Below are 20,457 nucleotides of genomic sequence, written 5' to 3' on the forward strand. Positions count from 1 at the left end.
ATTATTCCCCCCTAGTAATCTCACCAAAAAACAATATTTTAACTATGGATTTTATTCTATGATGTTTCAAGTGTGAGTGTATTTTATTTAACTTATTACTTTTTATATTCAACTCCTCTTGAGTATTAGCTAACTTATTTTGGTTAATTTCTAACGTTTTTTGTACACTTTCTAAACTCTTTTGCGTCTCAATCAAATCATTTTGAGAATTGGTTAATGAATCAACTGTCACATTAAGTTGTGTTGAAACTTCCTCCAACTTTTCTTCTAGTATTTTTTTATTTATCTTTGAGATTTCCTTGTGATTCACTAGTTCATTTATTTTTTGATTATTTACATACATTTTTTTCTCTTGAAGTTGATAGCCAATAGTCCAATCAAGTATTTCGCATGTGAAATTGATCTTAATATATGTTGCATTAGTAAAATCACCTTGCAAAAGAAACTGAGGATCATATGTTGTGAATTCATACTCAGAATTATTAAGAACTCGCTCAGCATTGATAGCAGTAATCTCTTTTATAGATCCATCTGTTTCTATACTCTGTATATATATTAATGCGGGATTTCCTTCTAGTGGATCCCAGCGTAGTGCTTCCGCATTATTTATAGATTTATCTTTGAACGTAACTGAAAATCCAGTATCAATAGATGTAGTTACACAGCGTTCGAAATCATGATCAGTAAACCCGGCACCATGATCATAAAATAGCGTACTTTCAATAGAATGATCTTTTAAGTAACGAGTTGAAACAGCATTAAGATCGACAGGTATCTCATCATTCGCAAAAATATAAAGATCTTGAATTTTCACGAAGTTTTGAATAAAATTTTCTTCCCATGAAAAAAAACATTGCTCGGTGGCACGAGTAATATTTAGAGTATCGTATATGAAGTTATCAACAATTGATCTATCAATGATATCTTTATGGTTATCTTTAAACTGCTTTAAAGTCCTCCAAAGAGTAAACTCAAGAGGAATCTGAAATGGCATATGCCATTCATAATCAATAACCTTATATAAATCTCCCTCTAAAAAGATATTTCCTGATATTAAGTCGAGATTTGAGTTTGAAGACCAGTGTAACTTTTGTTCAGGTTTTTCCCCACCAAATATCCCTACAAAATCATTATTGCATGTAAAATCACTAGGATGAACGCCTTCATACAGCGCATTTCGCAACTTTACTATCTCATGAATAAAATCTCCAGTGTTAGTATCGGTACATTTAGAAACCAACCTATCCTCTAAAGTTTCAATAGTATAAAATAACATACTAATTCCATCCACTTCTTTATAGCATGTTGCATTCTTAATTTGATTAGAATCGTACGAATAGTCACTATAATGCAACATTCGGTTCAGGTGATCCTGACTTTTTGCATTAAGGCCTTTTTTATAGACTTTATTGTTGTTTAAATCAAAGTAGGTGAATATTCTGAACTCTTCAGATCTATTAGCACTAATCTTCACATAGTCTATTTGAGTAGGTATTTGTTGTGTAGCGGCTATTTCCACTAAAAAAGAATTCGCGAAGATATCCATAGAATTAGAATCCATTAAAGTTTTGTGTAGATTATTTTCATCAAAAAGTTTCACCCTTGGCATATCAAGCGGAAAATGAGAACTAGAAGGCACAATTCCATTTATAGTCGTATCCGTAAATATTTCCGTTGGGAACTTATAATCAGGGTACGGATAAAAGAATTTAATTGCACTAAGATTCGTCTCATTTAGTAAATTTGTCAATTCGCCTTTTGTAAAAGTTCGAACACGTTCATTATTATTGTAGTTATTTATTCCAGAAAAAAACTCACCAGTATGGTCTTCTCTAAAGCCTGAAATATATTTTAGACCAATGCGATTTTCTATAGAAAGCAGCATCTTTCCGGATGAACTTAAGTGTTGCTTAGCCTTTTCAAGAAATTGATTATATGGTTGATTGCCTGTAAACATATATGCTGCATATTCAAGAACACCGTTTATTATAATGTAATCAAACTTCCAGTCAGGAGGTAGACTCTGAAAATCGCAAACCACTATTTCTAGATTTTCAATATTTTGATGACGGTAGTAATTTATTTCTGCTCTTGTTTTCGTTAACTCAACAGCTACAACCCTACTTGCTTTTTCACAAAGGAGTCCAGTTATAGCACCACATCCAGCACCGATTTCTAAGATAGTACATCCTTTTTCAAAAGAGTACCAATTTAAAATATTTTGTCGGAGGTGAGATAGATGGTAAATTATAGGCCATTCTTTCGAATTATACCAATCAAAATCCTTGTTTTTCACCTTCCTAAGTAATTCTAATTCAATCGACCCATCTGAATATACCTCATCCATACTAGGATTATAATAATCAAAGTTAAGTTTAGTCATGTTACTCCTTTCTGTAGCACAGCTACATCACTATCATGAATATCCTCTTCTATGGATCGACGCATCATCAGCGGCACCTATATTATAGTGAACCTGAATGTCATATATTTCATCCTCAACTAATTTGAAAGATCTTATTGAAGAGTATGAATCTATTTCAGTGACATAGACTCTATCTTCAATTTGGGAAAAATTATAAGGGACCCCTTTCATTTGTAATTTATCATAAAGGTCCTCATAATTAACGCCTAGTAGATTTAAATCTTTTGTTCTAACTAATTTTGGGGCGATGTTCCCAGATCCGTCTTGATACACACTTATATAGTAATATGAATCAATTTTAATCAAGTCATTCATTCCCTGAAGTTCGAAAGGGACTGGGTATTTATTTATTAGATTAAATGACATATCTTCTGTATTAGCAACAAGAATCTCCCCTGGACCGGAAACAAAATAAAGTTTACTTTCGATGAGAGATATTGATCTGACATAAGAATTTTTCAAGTAATCCAATCGTACTACATTATCTATTTCTACCTCACCATTATTGTTTTTTAATACAAACAATTGTTGTGATGATGCAGATATACCGTAAAAAAGTTTTTTATCTTTATCATAAATAATCTTATTAGGCTGGTATCCAATATTTCTTATTGTTTGTGAAAACTCATATGTTTGCAATTTTTTCTTGTACACTTGTACAGCATTATTACCTGTATCATCTAAAATCAGCAGTTCACCGTCACTAGCAATGGAGTGAGGGGTGTGTACGTTATCACAAAGCATAGTCCATCCAGCAATAGTATCTGATATATTGGGGTTATAGATAACCCTGTGATGCCAACAATCCACAATGAAATATTGATTATCTATCTTTGTTATCTGTGTAGGCGAATATAAGTTTTCGGTATAACTATTATTTGACATACTTGATGGGGGAGTATCTGTTTGCTCACTTAAGTACGCTTTACAAACTTCAATGGAATTACCAATCATTCTTATACTGCCTTTATCTAACCAAATAACACGTGAACACATTTGCCGGATTTGTTCTATACTATGAGAGACCATGATGACCGTAGTACCACCACTCATTAGTTCGAACATTCTTTTCGCGCTCTTTTTTTGAAACTTTGCATCTCCAACAGATAATATCTCATCAACGATTAGAATATCTGGATCTACAAGAGTAGCAATTGAAAAAGCAAGTCTCATTATCATACCTGATGAAAAATTTCTAATTGGCACATCTAAAAAATCATTAAGCTCTGAAAAATCGACAATTTCACTGAACTTCTCAGTCAAATATTGCTTTGAGTACCCAAGTATTGCGCCATTCAGAAAAATATTTTCTCTTGCAGTTAAGTCCATATCAAACCCAGCTCCAAGTTCTAGCATAGGAGCTATATTTCCACTAACTTTCACATTACCTTTAGTTGGCGTTAGAATGCCTGAAATAATTTTCAAAAGTGTACTTTTACCCGCCCCATTATTACCTATAATACCTATGACTTCTCCTTTTTGAATTGAAAAAGACACATCACTTAGTGCATGGAAATGCTTATATGTTAATTTGTTTGATACTCTCTTAATGACATATTCTTTCAAGCTAAGAATACGATCGTTAGCTAATCGAAAGTTCATAGAAACATTTTTTATATCGATCACTTTAGTTCTCCTTATAAATACAGAATAAATTTTTCTTGAGTTTTATTGAATACAAGTACTCCTAAAACGAATGATACCAAAGCAAATAATAAACAGAATACCCAGGCCTTAAGATCAGGAATCCCCCCAGATAGAATAATAAATCTTATAAATCTTATAAAATGATACATAGGGTTAAATTTAAGAATATATAGCATGTAATTTGGAAGTATGCTCTCAGGATAAAAAATTGGAGTTAGATATGACCAAATAGTAATTATAATACTATAAAGGAACTGCGTATCTCGAAAGAAAACCATAATTGAAGACAACATAAAAGATATTCCACAGATAAAGAGAAATAGACATGCGATAGCAAAGAGCATTGCAATATGCGAATATGTTATACTCATTCCAGTTGAAATTATTACTAGGTACAGTGCTAATAACGAAAAAAGAAAATTAACACCTGATGATAATACCCGAGAAAATGGATAAATGAATTTCGGTACGTATACTTTGTTAATCAATGATGCATTTTGGATTATACATGTCATAGATTGAGAGGTTGCCTCTGTCATGTAATTAAATATTACAATACCACTAAGCAAATACACAGAGTAGTTAGGTATATCGAACCGGAATAACGTCGAAAACACCAGGTACTGTACCACCATAATTAAAAGCGGATTTAATAAACTCCACAAAATTCCTAAAATAGATCTCCTGTATCTAGTCTTGAAATCTCTTTGAACTAACTGCGCAAGAAGAAAATTATATTTACTCAATGAGTGTATTGCCTTTATTTTCATGTTTCATTCCATCCCTAATTAATAGAATCAGCCAAAAAAGCCGTTTTTACCATCAGCAACATAATAATACTGACAGTTTAAAAGTACATTATTACTACAAAGCATACCGTGTTATGTGTCGACATTTTTTCGATTTAATATTTATGAAGTGACTATTAGCAAATACAATCAAAAAATTACTATTGAACACCTGAATTTGCATCCTTTCTGAAATTTTATATTATATTAACAACCCAATAATCTGAGATTAACTAACCTAAATATAGAGTGAATCATTTGAAAGTGTTAATACATTGTCGTTAATTATAAGAAAAGGAAATATCAACGTGTCGAAACCAGTATACGGTAAAAACGTTGCCCAGTCGAGGAAGTTTGAAAAAATCCCCAGTTCCGTATGGGTTTTAGTTTGGATTTTATTATGTTAATAATCTGGTACCCCTTCCAGGTAGGGTTATTTAATGGACGCAGGTGGACTATGAGAAACCTATCTATCTCACCACCTTGTTCAGCGGCGTCATGCTGCTGGTATGTATGGGATTGTACTACAATAAAATAAAGCAGGAGGAAAAACGCGACCTATTACCCTTCTTTTTCTTGCTGCTAACTGTTACCTACGCGGCGTCACACTAGATGGCGATAAATCTGCTGTTTGTGCAATGTGCGTATACCACAGTATTCATTATAGCGTTATACCTCATGAAGCAAAAGCAACTAAATTTTGTCACTCAGAAAGATGTACTTACGATCGTATATGTCATTATCGGCTTTGGACTACTGAATTGGATTGGTAGCTGGAAATTTGCCGGTGGTCTGGTTGGCTGGTTTTCTAATACCGTTATTAAAGAAAATATTAGGATCCTATTATGCCAAACTCAAATGACCTACGTTTGACTTCTATTTTCTAATATGCCAATACACGCCTTTGCCGCGCAAATCGTATACGCGCCCACCTTCTTCATTTTTCGTCGGATCTCCAGCATCAAACAAAATGCCATCCCCACGTTCCAAAGGGGCATGAATGTGGCAGACTACGCCATCACGTAAATTCGCTCTACTGTGCCCAGGTATTACACCCCGGCTTTTTGGGAAACTGCCGTCCACGAGTTCTTTGTGATTCGTCCCTTACAGGAAACTATGCCTAAATCTGCGCGAGAAACTCTGCTGCAGCTCACGCATCACTTCCTTCGAAGGCGTCGCCCATTGGCTACATATTCCGGACTCTTGAATCGGCCATCGATCTTAAAAGAGGTCACACCTGCTTCAATTAACTCCGACATCAGATCAATCGCCGCCAGAGCCTTCGGACAGAGCAGACAAGTAATATCGCCCGTCGGATTCACTTCACCGTCCACCATCAGGTCATACGGCAAACGGTAGGCCTGCGCACATTCCCAGCGATTCGCAGAACGACCGCCCCACGATTCCGAAATCAGACACTGTCCAGAATAAGAGTCACAAAGTGCACCGTGTACAAACACTTCCATCGCCATACGAGCCTGCTCGCCAATCGTGCGAATCTGCTTCAGATTGTCCTCACGCCCAAGCACTATGCGCTCTATGTCGAACGGTTTGGTAAACTCAAATGCTTCCGGCGAAGGAATTGTCATCTGAGTAGATCCATGAATTGTCAAGTCAATCCAAATCTTATGAATCATGCGCATCAAACCCAAATCCTACACGATAACCGCATCCACACCAGCTTCGATCAGTTCTTTGGCATCGGGAAGCTCTTTTTCAAACACCGCTATATTAAAGGTCGGAAACCTTTCACACATAGCTATGCAGGAACGCCATAATCTCCGGCAACTCGTCCCATGCGGAAATTGTTTCCTCTCGCCTGGGCATTACATTTTTCTACGCAAAAAAAAAAGATCTCATTCGCCCCATTGGCCACCGCCGTACGCTTACAATCCCATTCGCTTGCCGGTGCCAGCAGTTCTACATCCACCCTGCATATTCCTTATTTGTTTATTTATATCCTCCTAAACCGCTGGATGGCGGATCGTTGTCATTTGCTCAACTGATTAACTTTATCAAATATCACAGTATCCACCTGTCAAATAGCATATTCCACTTAATCACTTTCTTCCTTTTGAAGCTTGATATTATGTATAACTTCTTGTTTAATAGACAAATCAAGAATTTCCGGCGTACAATAAGAATGGAATGTCCAAGATACTAAAAAGATCTCATATTTTACAATTTATATATATACTAAGGAGAGTCGATACGAGTCATGAAAGGTATTATTCTCGCTGGAGGAAGCGGTACGCGCCTCTATCCGCTTACAATGGTAACCAGTAAACAACTGTTGCCAATTTATGATAAGCCAATGATCTATTATCCTCTATCCACATTAATGCTAGCAGGCATTAAAGACATCCTAATCATCTCAACCCCTGAGGATACGCCACGTTTTCAAAATCTGCTCGGCGATGGATCACAGTTTGGTATTTCTCTACAATACATTGTACAACCTAGCCCTGATGGATTGGCTCAAGCCTTTATTTTGGGCGAAGAATTCATTGGTGACGACTCCGTTGCCATGGTCTTGGGCGATAACATTTATTATGGAAATGGAATGACCAAGCTTTTAAAGCAAGCCGCTACTAAGGAACATGGTGCAACAGTATTCGGATATCATGTGCAAGATCCAGAGCGTTTTGGCGTTGTTGAGTTTGATGAAAACGGCAAAGTGCTGAGTGTGGAAGAAAAGCCGGAACATCCTAAATCGAACTATGCCATTACTGGCTTGTATTTTTACGATAACCGGGTAGTTTCGCTGGCTAAGGAAGTAATGCCTTCCAGTCGAGGAGAGCTTGAAATTACCTCAATTAATGAAGCTTACTTGAAAATAGGCGAACTTGATGTCGCATTACTGGGACGTGGCTTCACCTGGCTTGATACCGGAACTCATCAGAGTCTGGTCGACGCGACCAATTTTGTCCGTACGATTGAGGATCATCAAGGAATTAAGATTTCCGCTCCGGAAGAAATCGCATATATTAACGGATGGATTACGAAGGAGCATCTGCTAGAGTGCGGGCAAAAACTGAGTAAAACTGGTTACGGTCAATACCTGATCAAAGTAGCCATCGGTAAAATTCAATATTAAAGAACGGAGAGTGAACCATGAAATTCACACCAACAGAACTAGAAGGAGTGCTTATTATAGAACCCGCTGTCTTTGGGGACCATCGAGGTTGGTTTATGGAAACCTTCAGTGAAGCCAAATTTCAGGAACAAGGACTACAACTGCAATTTGTGCAGGACAATCATTCCTTTTCTGCCACCAATGGCACACTACGTGGACTTCATTACCAAGTTAATCCCAAAGCGCAAACTAAACTTGTCCGTTGTACTAAGGGGGCGATTTTTGATGTAGCGGTGGATATTCGACGCGGAAGCCCGTCATATGGAAAATGGTTCGGCATTGAGCTTACCGCTGATAACAAGAAACAATTGCTGATTCCCAAGGGCTTTGCTCATGGATTTATGACTCTCACAGATGACGTGGAAGTTCAGTACAAATGCGATGAGCTGTACGCACCGGAATGCGATGGCGGTATCCTATGGAATGATCCTGAGATTGGCATCAAATGGCCAATTCATATTCAACCAGTGCTTTCTGCAAAAGATGAAGGTGCCCCACTGTTCAAAAATTCTTCGCATAATTTTGTATACTAATTTTTGGAGTGCGTTCTGGCTACATAGCTGTAGTCTGGGGCGCTTTTTTTAATATAGCCCACATATAGTATCTAGATAAAGTTATTCATTCACTTATAGTAATTAACATCATAGAATCTGATTAAAGTAGCTCAATGATTATCTAATATGCTAAAATATTGTCGTACCTACAGGAAAAGGAGATTATAACGTGTCGAAACCAGTATACGGTAAAAACGCCGCTCAGTCGAGAAATGTTGAAAAGATAGCAAGTCCGATATGGGCATTAGTTGTTGCTTTCATTTTATTTTTGTGTTGGGCCCCATTTCAAGTGGGATTATTTAACGGACAGCAATTAGACTTCGAGAAGCCAATTTATGTATCTTCATTACTAAGCGGCCTTTTGCTGCTAGTATGCCTTGGCTTATACTACAAAAAATTCAAAATTGATGAACAGAGGGACTTAGTAGCTTCTGCTTCTATATTACTGCCCCTGACTTACGCTTTATCATTGTTTGTCGCAGTTTCGCATTATACGTCGATGAATATGCTGTTTATTCAGAGCATGTATGTTGCAGTCTTCATTATAGCCTTTTATCTCTTGAAGCAAAAGCAAGTAAATGTTGTCATTCAAAATGCTATAATGGCGATTGCGTATTTTATAGTAGGTTTTGGACTCTTAAATTGGCTAGGCAGCAGTAAATTAGCTGGCGCTCTGGTAGGCTGGTTCTCAAACACCGTACGAAATGATATCTATTTAGATGCAGTTATGACTGACTCTAATGGCCTTCGTCTGACTTCGATCTTTCAGTATGCGAATACATACGCTGCATTCTTAATGGCTTTTCTCTTTGTAGCAATATTCGCGCTTATTCGCTCTAAAAAATGGTATGGAACCTTGACACATGGCTTTATGTTAGTGCCCATCATTGTGTCGATTTTGTTAACCTTATCTCGCGGTGGCTTAGTCTTGCTACCTGTAGTATTCATACTTCTGCTTCTATTCCTAAAACCTGCACAGCAAATCCTTTGGATTCTGCATCTTGGAGTTGCTGGAATTGTATCTTTGATCATTACGACACCCGTAACTAATCTAGGAATAGAGTTAAACGCAAATTTCACTTCTTCTTCCGCTTTAAAAGGCTGGGCATATCTATTAGGAGCTTCACTAGTTGTAGCTGGGCTATCTTGGATCATTCAGCGTTTTGTCGCTCCATGGTTGTATGCAAAACTAGAGAATTGGTCGTCACGTAAACGGACAGGTCTTTGGATCCCACTCGGATCTGTTGCTCTAGTAGCTATTGTAGCTTTCTTACTTATCGGTACAAGTGCAAAAAGCATCTTGCCTGATAATATGGAAACTCGTCTTGAGAACATCAATTTCCAACAACATAGCGTACTCGAACGGATTACTTTTTATAAAGATGCCATGAAGGTAGTTAAGGATTATCCAATCCTTGGTGCTGGTGGTGGAGGCTGGTCCTCACTATATGAACATTATCAGAATAACCCTTATACTAGCCGCCAGGTGCACAACTTCTTTCTTCAATTTTTAATCGAGGTTGGGATTCTTGGTTTTATCGTATTTATGGGTTTCATTCTGTATATTTTCTATAAGTATATTCGCGGGTATGTAAAACGGGATAAAAATGATTTTGAGAATGGCTTCTTCTATCTAATCATTGCTTTATCGATTCTTGTGCACAGTTTACTTGATTTCAACATGAGTTATGCCTTTATGGGGATACTCGTCTTCCTTGGACTGGCTGGGATGGCAGTTGTGATGGACAGTAAAAAGTTAAGAAAAAATTGGAATAAAGCCGGTATTCGGCTTGGGTATTTCGCAGCTCTCACAATAGGTACTGTATTCTTGTTATTCCTTTCGATCAGCTATATTGGCTCCAGTAATGCTGCTCTAAAGGGTAAGAATCTAATTAGAGTGAGCACTTCCTATGAAGAAATTAAAGCGCCGTTGGTTAAAGCTTTAAAAACCCGCCCTAATCATCCTGAATCAGCTATCTCTTTATCTGCCATTGATATGACGGTATTCAAACAAACGCAAGATGAGCAATTTCTTGTTGAAGCAAATAATGTATTAACTCGAGCGCTAAAAGATGAGCCTTACAACAAATATCTTTTAGCTCAAATGGCGGGCTACTATGATTTAAAGGGTCAAAGTGACCTTGCATACAATGTTTACCTCGATAATGCTGATAAGTTCAATTGGGATATTAGTTGGTATGATACTCTCATCAGCCGTTCTTTTGCATTAGGTCAGCAAGCACTTAATCAAAAGGATGAAGTTAAGAAAGAAAAGTACTTCGCAGAAGAACTTGAAGCATATAACCACGTTCTAGCTGGGATTGAACATCTGAAGACTCTTCCACCAGAACAACTGCAAGGGCGTCCTTTCTCAGTAACGCCAACTATCGCTTTAAACGTTGGCAAAATGCAACTTTTATCCGGACAAGAGGATGCGGCGAAGACCACTCTCAAGCTTAATTCAGATGGTAATTACACGGATATTATGAACAGTGAAGCTCCGTGGGATATAAATTGGTACAGTTCGCTCATCAGCCGTTCATTTGATTTGGGGCAGGCAGCTTATGCACAACAAGATAATCCAGATAGAATAGACAACATGAAAGCTGGCTTTGTTATTGGGCTTTTGGCCTACGATCATGTACTTGCGGATAATGATCCTTCGAAGACATTTACTCCGGATGTGACACTGAAGGTAGGGAAAATGCAATATATGTCTGGAAAGATACAAATTGCAGCCTCCATCTTAAAAACAGCCTTAAGCCAAGATTTCGCTGATGCAACCAATCGTGAGATTGCTCGTTGGTACCTTGCTGCACTGGCGAAAACTGGTGGCGAGGATCAGGCACTATACGATTCGCTGATCGCAGCTGATCCTGCGGAAGCAGCACAAGTTGAGGCCATTACAAATTCACAATTTTAATAAAAGTAAAGAAACCATAAAGGCGCGCCACTGTAATAACAGCGGCGCGCCTTTTTTTAGATTATATGAGATTTACTTATAGCCCGACCTTAGCTGCTTCGCTCTCGACAAGCTCTTTCATATAACGAAGCAAGTCATCTTTAAGCTCCTCGTGTTGAAGTGCATAATGAATGGTAGTCTGGATAAAGCCCATTTTCTCACCCACATCATGACGTTTACCTTCAAAGTCATAGGCAATAATTCGTTCAACCTCGCTTAGACGTGCTATCGCATCTGTAAGTTGGATCTCTCCACCTACACCCACCTGCTGTTCTCCAAGCATATCGAAGATACGTGGGGTTAAGATGTATCGTCCTAAAATCGCTAAATTAGAAGGAGCTTCTTCTCTCTTCGGCTTCTCTACTAGACGATTCGCCTTGTAGACACGTTCCGCCAAAGGAGAACCATCTACAACACCATACCGTGATACTTCCTCCCACGGAACAGGCTGAACACCCACGATAGAAGATTTATACTCGTCATATATGTCAATCATCTGTTTGAGGCACGGTTTGTCCGCTTCAACAATATCATCGCCGAGTAGTACAGCAAACGGTTCGTTTCCTATGAATTTACGTGCACACCAAATCGCATGTCCGAGACCTCTTGGTTCTTTTTGGCGAATGTAATGAATATCGGCCATTTCGGAAGATTTACGAACGGATTCAAGCAGCTCCCACTTCTGCTTCTCAGCCAAGTTAAATTCCAGTTCAAATGAGTTATCAAAGTGGTCTTCAATCGCACGTTTGCCTTTCCCCGTTACAATAATAATATCCTCGATCCCGGAAGCGACTGCTTCTTCAACAATATATTGGATCGTTGGTTTATCTACAATCGGTAGCATTTCTTTAGGCATTGCTTTAGTTGCAGGTAAAAAACGAGTGCCGAGACCTGCGGCGGGAATAATCGCTTTACGGATCTTCATCACATTAACTCCTTCTATCGTATACTCTTTTCAATTACATATCTGTAAGTACCCTAAAATGGCATATTTCTTTCAATTATAGCAGTTACAGCACATTTATGTCAGAGTGTTTGTTATATTTGTATATCTATTCCAATGAAATAAGAGGGCAGGAATTATAATCATTTATTACTATTTTAAATACTTTGCTGACCCCATAATATACTACTATTTAGTATATGCAAATTAGGATGAGGACGAGATCAATTCTAAAAAAAGGGCTAAGCAATACCAGCATCTACCTGGTAGTTACTTAGCCCTTATCTTTAACTCTTAACTCTTAACTCTTATTACTTCGCGTTCACCAATTGCCCACGCGTTACGCCAAGTTGGTTAGTGGCCTTTAGGCTCTTCCATACCTGCGTACCAGAGATTTCACCACGCAGAGCGCGGCTGTAGAGGCTGATTACCTCTACCACTTGCTCTGGCGTCTCTTCCAAGAACTCCACACGGTATGAAGATACTCCTAGGTCACGGAAATTATTCAGATACTCCGCACCAGACTGCTCAACAGCGTTATAGACGGTATTACGGCAGCCTTCATCCACACGAACTGGATGTGACATTCCAATACGGTCTTGCAAAGAAGCACGGTGTTCTTCACAAGGACGACCACAGTTCGTAAAGTCCGTGCCTTCACTCATAAAGGTACAGTACACACAGTGTTCAGTATGGAACATCGGCAAATGCTGATGGATAACGACCTCCATCCGGGACGTATCACTGTGTTCAAGCAGATCGACCATCTGTTGAATGTTCAAGTCATAGGATGGCGTTACTATGTCACAGCCAGCCTCAAGGAACAAATCCACTGCTTTATGATTGGCGATATTCAGTGAGAAATCACCAATCAGGCGTGGATGCACAGCATCCGGCTGCTCCTGGCGGCGGCGCAGATAATAATATAACGCGCCTGTATTACGCACGAGCACAGCATCCGGCTGCAAGCGAAGAATATTCGCGTGGTAGCCGTTCTCGCCCGGCATATGAATGCGCGGCGTGGCCAGCGCTATGCTGGCCCCTGCAGCCCGTACCGCATCTACAGCTGCCGGGAACTGCTTGATAAACTCGAAGTCGGCGTAGATGTTTCTCACGCCGGCCTCGAGCGCAGCCTGCACCTGCGGCAGGCTTCGGCACAGCGCGGTGAGCTCCGCTTCACCAGCGCGCTGCGGAGCGACACCCCTGCGGGTGGCGTCGCCGTAAACCTCGATCGCCCGTTTCACGTAGACGGGCGGTTTCGGGCGCTCGCCCGCAAGCAGCTCCACCGCTTGGCGGCGGATGCTGTTCAGCTCGCGCATAGGGACGATGACGTCGCCTTGCAGATGCGACTCCAACGCGTCAAGCTGGAACACGGTCCCGCCCAGGCGGCCGAATTGTTCTTCCAGCAGCGCGGTATCCATCGGACGCTTTTGCGCGGCTTCCAGCGCGAGCTCCGAATCCACACGGACGGTAACGTTCTTTTGAACGTCCGTCCACCAAGTCGTCAGCTTCTCGCCGACGCAGCCTTGCACTCTAACATGTACCGGAAATACCCGGTACGGCTTTTCAGTTTCATAAGTCTGACGCAGCGCCTTATCTAACGCAGGGTCATTTGTCTTCCAAATGCGGTCACCGACATTTAGACGACGAAGATCCACATCATTACGACCGGCTACGATGTCGATGATCCATCCTTCTCCGGCTTCGCCTTCCAGCTTCACACCTTTACGACGAAGGTCGTAGACACGACCGCCTTCTTCTTTTTTCGTCGGATCCCCAGCGTCAAAAACAATTCCGTCCCCACGCTTAAGCGGTGCATGAATACGGCAGACCACTCCGTCACGCAGAATTTGCTCTACAGTCCCCAAATATACACCACGGCTTTTTGGAAAAGTCCCGTCTACCAGTTTCTTATTGTTCGTTCCATCCAGGAAACCATGTGTAAACCCGCGGGAGAAGCTTTGTTGCAGCTCGCGCACCTCCTCCTTCGAAGGTTTGGACAGATCACCTTCAAAATACCGATCAATCGCTTTACGATACTTACTAACTACATTCGCTACATACTCCGGGCTTTTGAGGCGACCTTCGATTTTAAAAGAAGTCACACCCGCCTCGATCAGCTCAGGCATTAGATCAATTGCTGCCAGGTCCTTAGGAGAGAGCAAATAAGTTACGTCTCCCATAGGTTTTACCTCACCATCCACCATCAGATCATAAGGCAGGCGGCAAGCCTGCGCACATTCACCGCGGTTGGCAGAACGTCCTCCCCACATTTCAGAAGTCAGACATTGACCTGAGTAGGAAACACACAAAGCACCGTGTACGAATACTTCCATCGGTAAGCGGGCTTGCTCTCCGATCGTACGAATTTGTTTCAGATTGTTCTCACGACCTAATACCACACGTTCCAAACTGAAAGGTTTAGTAAACTCGACCGCTTCCGGCGAAGTAATGGTCATTTGTGTCGATCCGTGAATCGGGAAATCCGGTGAGATTTCGCGGATCATTTTGACCAAACCTAAATCTTGTACAATTACTGCGTCCACGCCAGCATCCACGCACGCATCAATCAGTTCTTTTGCATCAGACAATTCATTTTCAAAAACCAGTATATTAAAGGTCAAAAAGCCCTTCACACCATAGCTATGCAAAAACGCCATAATTTCCGACAGCTCGTCCATGCGAAAGTTGTTCGCTCTGGCCCGTGCATTAAACTTCTCTACGCCAAAAAAGATAGCATCCGCTCCGTTTGCTACCGCTGCACGCATGCAGTCCCAATCACCTGCGGGTGCCAATAGCTCCACATCTTCTCTGCGTATTTGTTGCTCTTTCATTTATATCCTCCCAAACCGCCATTTGACGGGTCATTTCTAGTTGATTAACTTGATAATTGTATCAAATATCACACTTGAGCGCTATGCGTTTACCAACATTTATATAGAATAAAAGTCATAATGCTGTCAGGAAGCTGACTTCTTGCTTATTGCTCTTTACCCCATGAATGTTGTAGAACATGCAACTTTATTGCCTAATCCAGCGCTTCGACAACTAAATGTTGTACATAAAGCATCATTCTCACACTCTAGTATCGACAACCGGCACAAAAAGTTGCAACATTTACAACAATTCACTAGGAATTCCGTGACATACAATAAAATGTTGTATCAAATACACTAATCCACCCTTTAGTTATTCACATTATGCCCAACTTGGATAGCATTGGATCAAAACCTCCTAAAACAACCCTTCCGACAAACCTTCTATCGGTTCATAGTAACAAATATATGTATTTTTAATAATAGGTCGCAGGTATCCCTTATCCACTAAACTCTGCAACCATTTACGAGCAGTACGAAAATTAAAATCATAATGGTTCATAACATCCTTGGGTCGAATCCCTTTTCCTAAATTCCACGCTAATCGTATAATCTCTCTTTCTAAGGGAGAGGTATAATTTGCCGGACTTTTCTGGATTAAGGAAGGTCCAATAACAGTTTGAAGTAGCATTCGGCAAATCTCAGGGCGGTTCTGAACATCATCAAAAGAAAAATGGATGATTTTCCACCCCATACCTGTTAAAAAAGTTTCTCTGTTTAAAGAGTAGCTGAACCTCTCCCGATCCATATCTTTAACATGGCTCTGAAATCCGTCGCATTCCAATCCAAACCGGCCAAAAGGTGGGAGGAAAGCGACATCAAGAAATTGTGACTTGCGATTCCAATCGTACACCTCATATTCCGGATGCAAATGCTTCAAGTTGCCGAATAGTGGCCACCAGACATTTTTAAGTAATAGTTTCTCAGCGTATTGATGCCCCCTAAGTAATCTTCCTTTCCGTTCGCCCGTTCTGAGACTCAAATGTCGCTCTAGTAACAACCGATGTTCATTTTCAAAATCCGAATTAATCATTACTTTTCCCCCTTTATACAAAAAAGAACGCCCCAAGCCAAATCGGCAACTGGGACGTTCTTCGTCTGATTAAATTATACGCCTCTATTCGTGTGTCAGCTACGATTTTCGTACTCTTTTAACTACTTGCTGTCTGTAAACCGAAACGACTGTAACGTCTTGTCTAATAGAGCCTGCTGTTCTGCAGTGGCATTGGCATCATTCAGCGTAACGGTAATCGTGTAGACCACATCATTTTTATCAAACACAACCTGCTTACTGCGAAGAGGGATGCCATTTTTGATTTGATGTGCAGTTATGATCGTAGCAGGGACATCCGCAAAGGTAGACTCCACTACACTTTCTATACGAGAGCCTTTGGGATCATTATTTTTATTTTGATAAGAATCCTTGAGTGCATTCACCGTATAATCCACTGAACCCTCGGATTTTGAGTTGATCTGTAGACGTCCTCCGCTGAACCGATATTCAATCGACTGCGTCTCAAAAATATCCTGATAAGGTGTCCATAAACTTGGAATATCAATGGCATAACCGTAGGTTTTGGATACTTTGGTTAATGTCTTATTTTTGAGCGTCTTATAATCATCACTAGCGAGTCGCCCGAAGTTCTCCTTCAGCAGAGCAAAATCAATATCAATAGAGGATATGATGGCTTTGAATTTTGCCTTATCGTCATCTTGCCCAGCAGCTGTTACATATTCAAAATAATAACGATACCCATTTTTGAGTATGAGAGCTTGATACTCTGTAGTAACACCGTTGCCGTAATTTAGCTGTAGCTCATTAATTTGTGCGGATACGCCCGAGATCTCCGACTTGTTGCTGTCTTTCAAAACATAAGCATCCGCTACAAAGTTTTCTTTAGTTTTCGTTTTCAGATCTTCAGCCCAGCTCTCTAGTGTAGAACCAGTAGGTGCCGATGTCACTGCCACACTCAGATGACTTCCCTGCTTACTCTCGTAATAGAGATGTTGATCGTCCTTACTCCAATCTGCGGGAACCTGTAGTGAAATTCCATAGTCCTCATTGTACGCGTCACGCAATCCACTTTTCACCGTAGAAAGATCACGGATTTTTTTGCTTTTAGTGTCAAAAGAAGGCTGGAAAGTGTTAAGTAATCCTGTATATTTAGCAAAATCCTTATAATTAACTGCTTTGTTATCCGTCAAATAAATCTCGTAGAGTCGACCTTCAGCATATAACAGTCTGCTTTCCCAGAGCGCTCCACTGGAATCTTTACTGATCAATCTAGCATAAGGTACCGCGGCTTTGGGGAACGACTCCCGATCCAATATCAACTCCCCACCTGCCTCGACCTCCCGAACCAGCTGTTCCAGCAGCCCTTCCGCATCTACCGCAACCGCCTGGTCACTTACATGAATCTCCACATAATATAGATTGTCCGCACTTGAAAAGGTAGCCACACTTTCATCTCCACCACTATTTCCAGCAATCAGCCCTGAGGGATAATTCAGTGTCCATTGAAAATAGCTGTTTCCAATTTGAGTCTTACCAACATCGCTGTCAATCCCAGTATCCTCTGGCGTATCTTCTTCGTTGTCTACAGGAACTAGGGTAACCATTAGCTCACCCCCACTCCCTTGAGAGAGTGTCGCACCTAACACATCAGCTACAAAGCGAAGCGGTACCATCAGCACATCTGAAACCATCCGGGGCGCTGAACCCAGTTTAACTTTGATTCCATCCTTCCAAGCGATATCGCTCCCAATCGTCATCGCCCCTGAATGAGCACCATAGGTTACTTTTACCACATTGTTCTGCTCTAAGGAAACAGTGCTGCCAAACGTCTTTTTAAAAACCCCAAGCGGGACCATAACCGTTCCGTTCTCCATATAAGGCCGCTCAATAACCACCTTCTTACCATTCACCGTAGCTGAAGTACTGCCAACTTTTAGACTCAGCTGTAGCTTATCTCCTTGTGAAGCTAATGCTGTTTGTATGGGTAATATAGAAAATAGCAGTAATAAGGCCAGCATCGCACAAAATCCTTGTTTTAAAATTTTCAAGCCCATTTACCGTCCCCCTCTCCAGTTTGCTAATCACTCTTCCGCGTGCTCGTCCCCATCCGTTTCATAATCATCTCCGGTTAACAACGGATCACCTTGAGTGAGCACGAGTTTACGGACGACGATATCCCCATCGCTTTGCATAACCAGCCGCACAGTTGCTCCCGGCAGGTAGCTTTTGAACAATTCATTAATATCAACTAGTGAGACCACACGATGCCCATCGATGCTATACAAGACGTCCCCTTCAGCAACCCCTGACTTGAGCGCTTCTGAAGACACCACCTTCGTGACGGACAGCGGGTCCAGCGTTGGCAATCCCACAATCGTAGACCAGCTTGCCTCCAGCTCTAGCCCCAGACTCGGATGCTGCACCTCACCATATTTTAAAAGCTGGTTCATAATATACTGCACAGTATTCGCCGGAATCGAAAACCCCATATTTTCCACGCCCACTGCTGAGTATTTCAGGCTGTTGATTCCCAGCACCTCACCTTTCATATTTACAAGCGGCCCTCCGCTATTTCCGGGATTAATCGCAGTGTCACTCTGGATAAGACGATAAGCCGCATCTACCTCACGGTTAAGACCACTTATAACGCCTACAGTCGCTGAGTTTCGTAGAGAAAAGCTAATCGGTGTTCCGATAGCAATAACCTTCTCCCCAACCACTGTTTTGCCACTCGCTGGAATAAACTTGGCGGGCTTTAAATGGGTGGCATTGATTTTGATCAGCGCAAGATCACTAACTTCATCCAGATATGTTTCTTTAACACTGTAGGTTTTGGAGTCCGAGGTGACTACTATGGCATTTTGCAGATCCTTGATTACATGAGCATTGGTTACAATCCATCCGTTCGATTTCACAATGATGCCGGAGCCATGCGTCAGATTATACCGATCATCCGGGCCACTATTCCCGCCACTCTCGTCTTTGCCGATAATGCCCACAACAGAGGGAGTGATACTTTTAATAATTCCAGGTATCGGATCTTCTGCCGCCGCTTTACTGACCACCTTACTAGTACTATCAAAAGCAAACACCGACTGACTCCATACTCCTGACAGCATTACGCCGCATAGTAATAGACCTAGTCCTTTCCTCGCCAGCTTCTCCCCAATACTCCTCATTCCTCACCAGACCCTCTCTTTGCTCATGGATAAATTTTACATTATATTATTTGAAAAAAGACGCCTTCAATGCGCCCATGGCGTTAAAGGAGTCTTTTGGTGCAAAGCTGTTCAATTTAGTTCTTTCATTAACTTAACCAATGCATCACCATGGCATAGTCAGAGATCACAAAAACCAGCAAGCTAACGGCTCCAAAACCAATGGCAAATTTGTTCTTCTGGGGAGCTTTCAATAGTCGAACAACCCCGACCAAAATCAAGATGGTGAATAAAATCATAAACACATCAAAGGTATGAAATTTAGACGGTCCTTGCGCGGCAACTTCTGCAAGCAGCATAACCTTACCTCCTCAAAAATGTTGTCAAGCAAGATCCAGTAATCCCCATATCACCTTCTATGTTATCGCTACCATTTGGGCGATGCAATAGGTTTTGTAGAAAAATTATGTATTTGTCGTAAAAAATATATTTTATCCCTGCAAAATCCGTAATAACGATGAGATTAATCACTGACAATTAGGCGCAGCTTAGTGAAAAGTGCTGTGAGCCCAATCAACTCTATCGTCATGAAGGTTACAATAGAAACTCCGTTAACTGCTTTAGAGATGAAATAAATTGAGCAGTGAATTGGAATTAAAATTGAAATACAGAACTTAGAACTTAGAACTTAGAACTTAGAACTTAGAATTCTGGGCTCGAATTTAGGTTTTTAATGAATTAGGGAAATTCTCCCTAAAATTGTCCGATTAACAGTTCATTTTGTGGTTATCAGGGAATTCCTCCCTAAAAATCATTAGAAAACCGGCTATATGAATGAATCCACCTAATAATTAGGGACATTTTCCCGGATTTCACCTTTTATGATCTAAAAACTCGGATTTTCAGGGAGGTTTTCCTTAATCTAATAAACAGTTATTTGATAGAGTGATATG

The 20,457-nt window shown here is 40.6% G+C and carries 13 protein-coding genes and 1 pseudogene; 4 read left to right on the forward strand and 10 right to left on the reverse strand.

Annotation, left to right across the window (positions count from 1 at the left end; genetic code table 11):
- Position 1: 1 nt before the first annotated feature.
- Genes MKZ09_RS30820 through MKZ09_RS30830 form a run of 3 tightly spaced genes read right to left on the reverse strand, consistent with a single transcriptional unit; the run spans position 2 to position 4,842 of the window.
- Positions 2-2,383 carry a class I SAM-dependent methyltransferase gene (locus MKZ09_RS30820; RefSeq protein ID WP_076205768.1) on the reverse strand — a complete coding sequence of 794 codons (2,382 nt, stop codon included), beginning with the start codon at positions 2,381-2,383 and terminating at the stop codon, positions 2-4.
- Between the two features lie 33 nt (positions 2,384-2,416).
- On the reverse strand, positions 2,417-4,051 hold the full coding sequence (locus MKZ09_RS30825; protein WP_081383987.1) for an ABC transporter ATP-binding protein: 1,635 nt from the start codon (positions 4,049-4,051) through the stop codon (positions 2,417-2,419).
- An 11-nt stretch (positions 4,052-4,062) separates the two neighbouring features.
- A complete protein-coding gene (locus MKZ09_RS30830; RefSeq protein WP_076205764.1) occupies positions 4,063-4,842 on the reverse strand; it encodes an ABC transporter permease in 780 nt (259 codons plus the stop codon).
- A 630-nt stretch (positions 4,843-5,472) separates the two neighbouring features.
- Between MKZ09_RS30830 and MKZ09_RS30835 the strand changes: the two genes are divergently transcribed.
- A complete protein-coding gene (locus tag MKZ09_RS30835) occupies positions 5,473-5,733 on the forward strand; it encodes a hypothetical protein (protein ID WP_076205760.1) in 261 nt (86 codons plus the stop codon).
- A 24-nt stretch (positions 5,734-5,757) separates the two neighbouring features.
- Here MKZ09_RS30835 and MKZ09_RS30840 read toward each other — a convergent pair.
- Positions 5,758-6,799: pseudogene (locus tag MKZ09_RS30840) on the reverse strand (peptidase U32 family protein); the annotation flags it as partial.
- A gap of 279 nt (positions 6,800-7,078) precedes the next feature.
- On the opposite strand from MKZ09_RS30840, the gene rfbA reads away from it, so the two are divergent.
- From rfbA to MKZ09_RS30855, 3 genes are all read left to right on the forward strand, one after another.
- A complete protein-coding gene (gene rfbA, locus MKZ09_RS30845) occupies positions 7,079-7,957 on the forward strand; it encodes a glucose-1-phosphate thymidylyltransferase RfbA (RefSeq protein WP_076205756.1) in 879 nt (292 codons plus the stop codon).
- 17 nt (positions 7,958-7,974) lie between these two features.
- Complete coding sequence (rfbC, locus tag MKZ09_RS30850) at positions 7,975-8,529, forward strand: dTDP-4-dehydrorhamnose 3,5-epimerase (protein WP_076205752.1); 555 nt, start codon at positions 7,975-7,977, stop codon at positions 8,527-8,529.
- Positions 8,530-8,719: 190 nt separating this feature from the next.
- Complete coding sequence (locus MKZ09_RS30855) at positions 8,720-11,473, forward strand: O-antigen ligase family protein (protein ID WP_076205749.1); 2,754 nt, start codon at positions 8,720-8,722, stop codon at positions 11,471-11,473.
- Between the two features lie 76 nt (positions 11,474-11,549).
- Here the strand turns inward: MKZ09_RS30855 and galU are convergent, their stop codons facing one another.
- The 6 genes from galU to MKZ09_RS30885 all read right to left on the reverse strand — a co-directional run bounded on the left by galU (position 11,550) and on the right by MKZ09_RS30885 (position 19,863).
- A complete protein-coding gene (galU, locus tag MKZ09_RS30860; protein WP_076099650.1) occupies positions 11,550-12,437 on the reverse strand; it encodes a UTP--glucose-1-phosphate uridylyltransferase GalU in 888 nt (295 codons plus the stop codon).
- A 329-nt stretch (positions 12,438-12,766) separates the two neighbouring features.
- On the reverse strand, positions 12,767-15,289 hold the full coding sequence (locus MKZ09_RS30865) for a U32 family peptidase (protein ID WP_076137317.1): 2,523 nt from the start codon (positions 15,287-15,289) through the stop codon (positions 12,767-12,769).
- A 400-nt stretch (positions 15,290-15,689) separates the two neighbouring features.
- A complete protein-coding gene (locus MKZ09_RS30870; protein WP_076205745.1) occupies positions 15,690-16,364 on the reverse strand; it encodes a hypothetical protein in 675 nt (224 codons plus the stop codon).
- Positions 16,365-16,486: 122 nt separating this feature from the next.
- Positions 16,487-18,400: a stalk domain-containing protein gene (locus MKZ09_RS30875; protein ID WP_076205741.1), complete on the reverse strand. Its 1,914-nt coding sequence runs from the start codon at positions 18,398-18,400 to the stop codon at positions 16,487-16,489.
- A 27-nt stretch (positions 18,401-18,427) separates the two neighbouring features.
- The gene (locus MKZ09_RS30880) at positions 18,428-19,525 is read right to left on the reverse strand and encodes a S1C family serine protease (protein WP_076205738.1); all 1,098 of its coding nucleotides are present in this window, start codon (positions 19,523-19,525) and stop codon (positions 18,428-18,430) included.
- A 128-nt stretch (positions 19,526-19,653) separates the two neighbouring features.
- Positions 19,654-19,863: a DUF2759 family protein gene (locus tag MKZ09_RS30885; RefSeq protein WP_036678627.1), complete on the reverse strand. Its 210-nt coding sequence runs from the start codon at positions 19,861-19,863 to the stop codon at positions 19,654-19,656.
- Positions 19,864-20,457 lie beyond the last annotated feature (594 nt).

The sequence above is a fragment of the Paenibacillus sp. FSL R5-0908 genome (genome assembly GCF_038006245.1).
Taxonomy (GTDB): Bacteria; Bacillota; Bacilli; order Paenibacillales; family Paenibacillaceae; genus Paenibacillus_AQ; species Paenibacillus_AQ odorifer.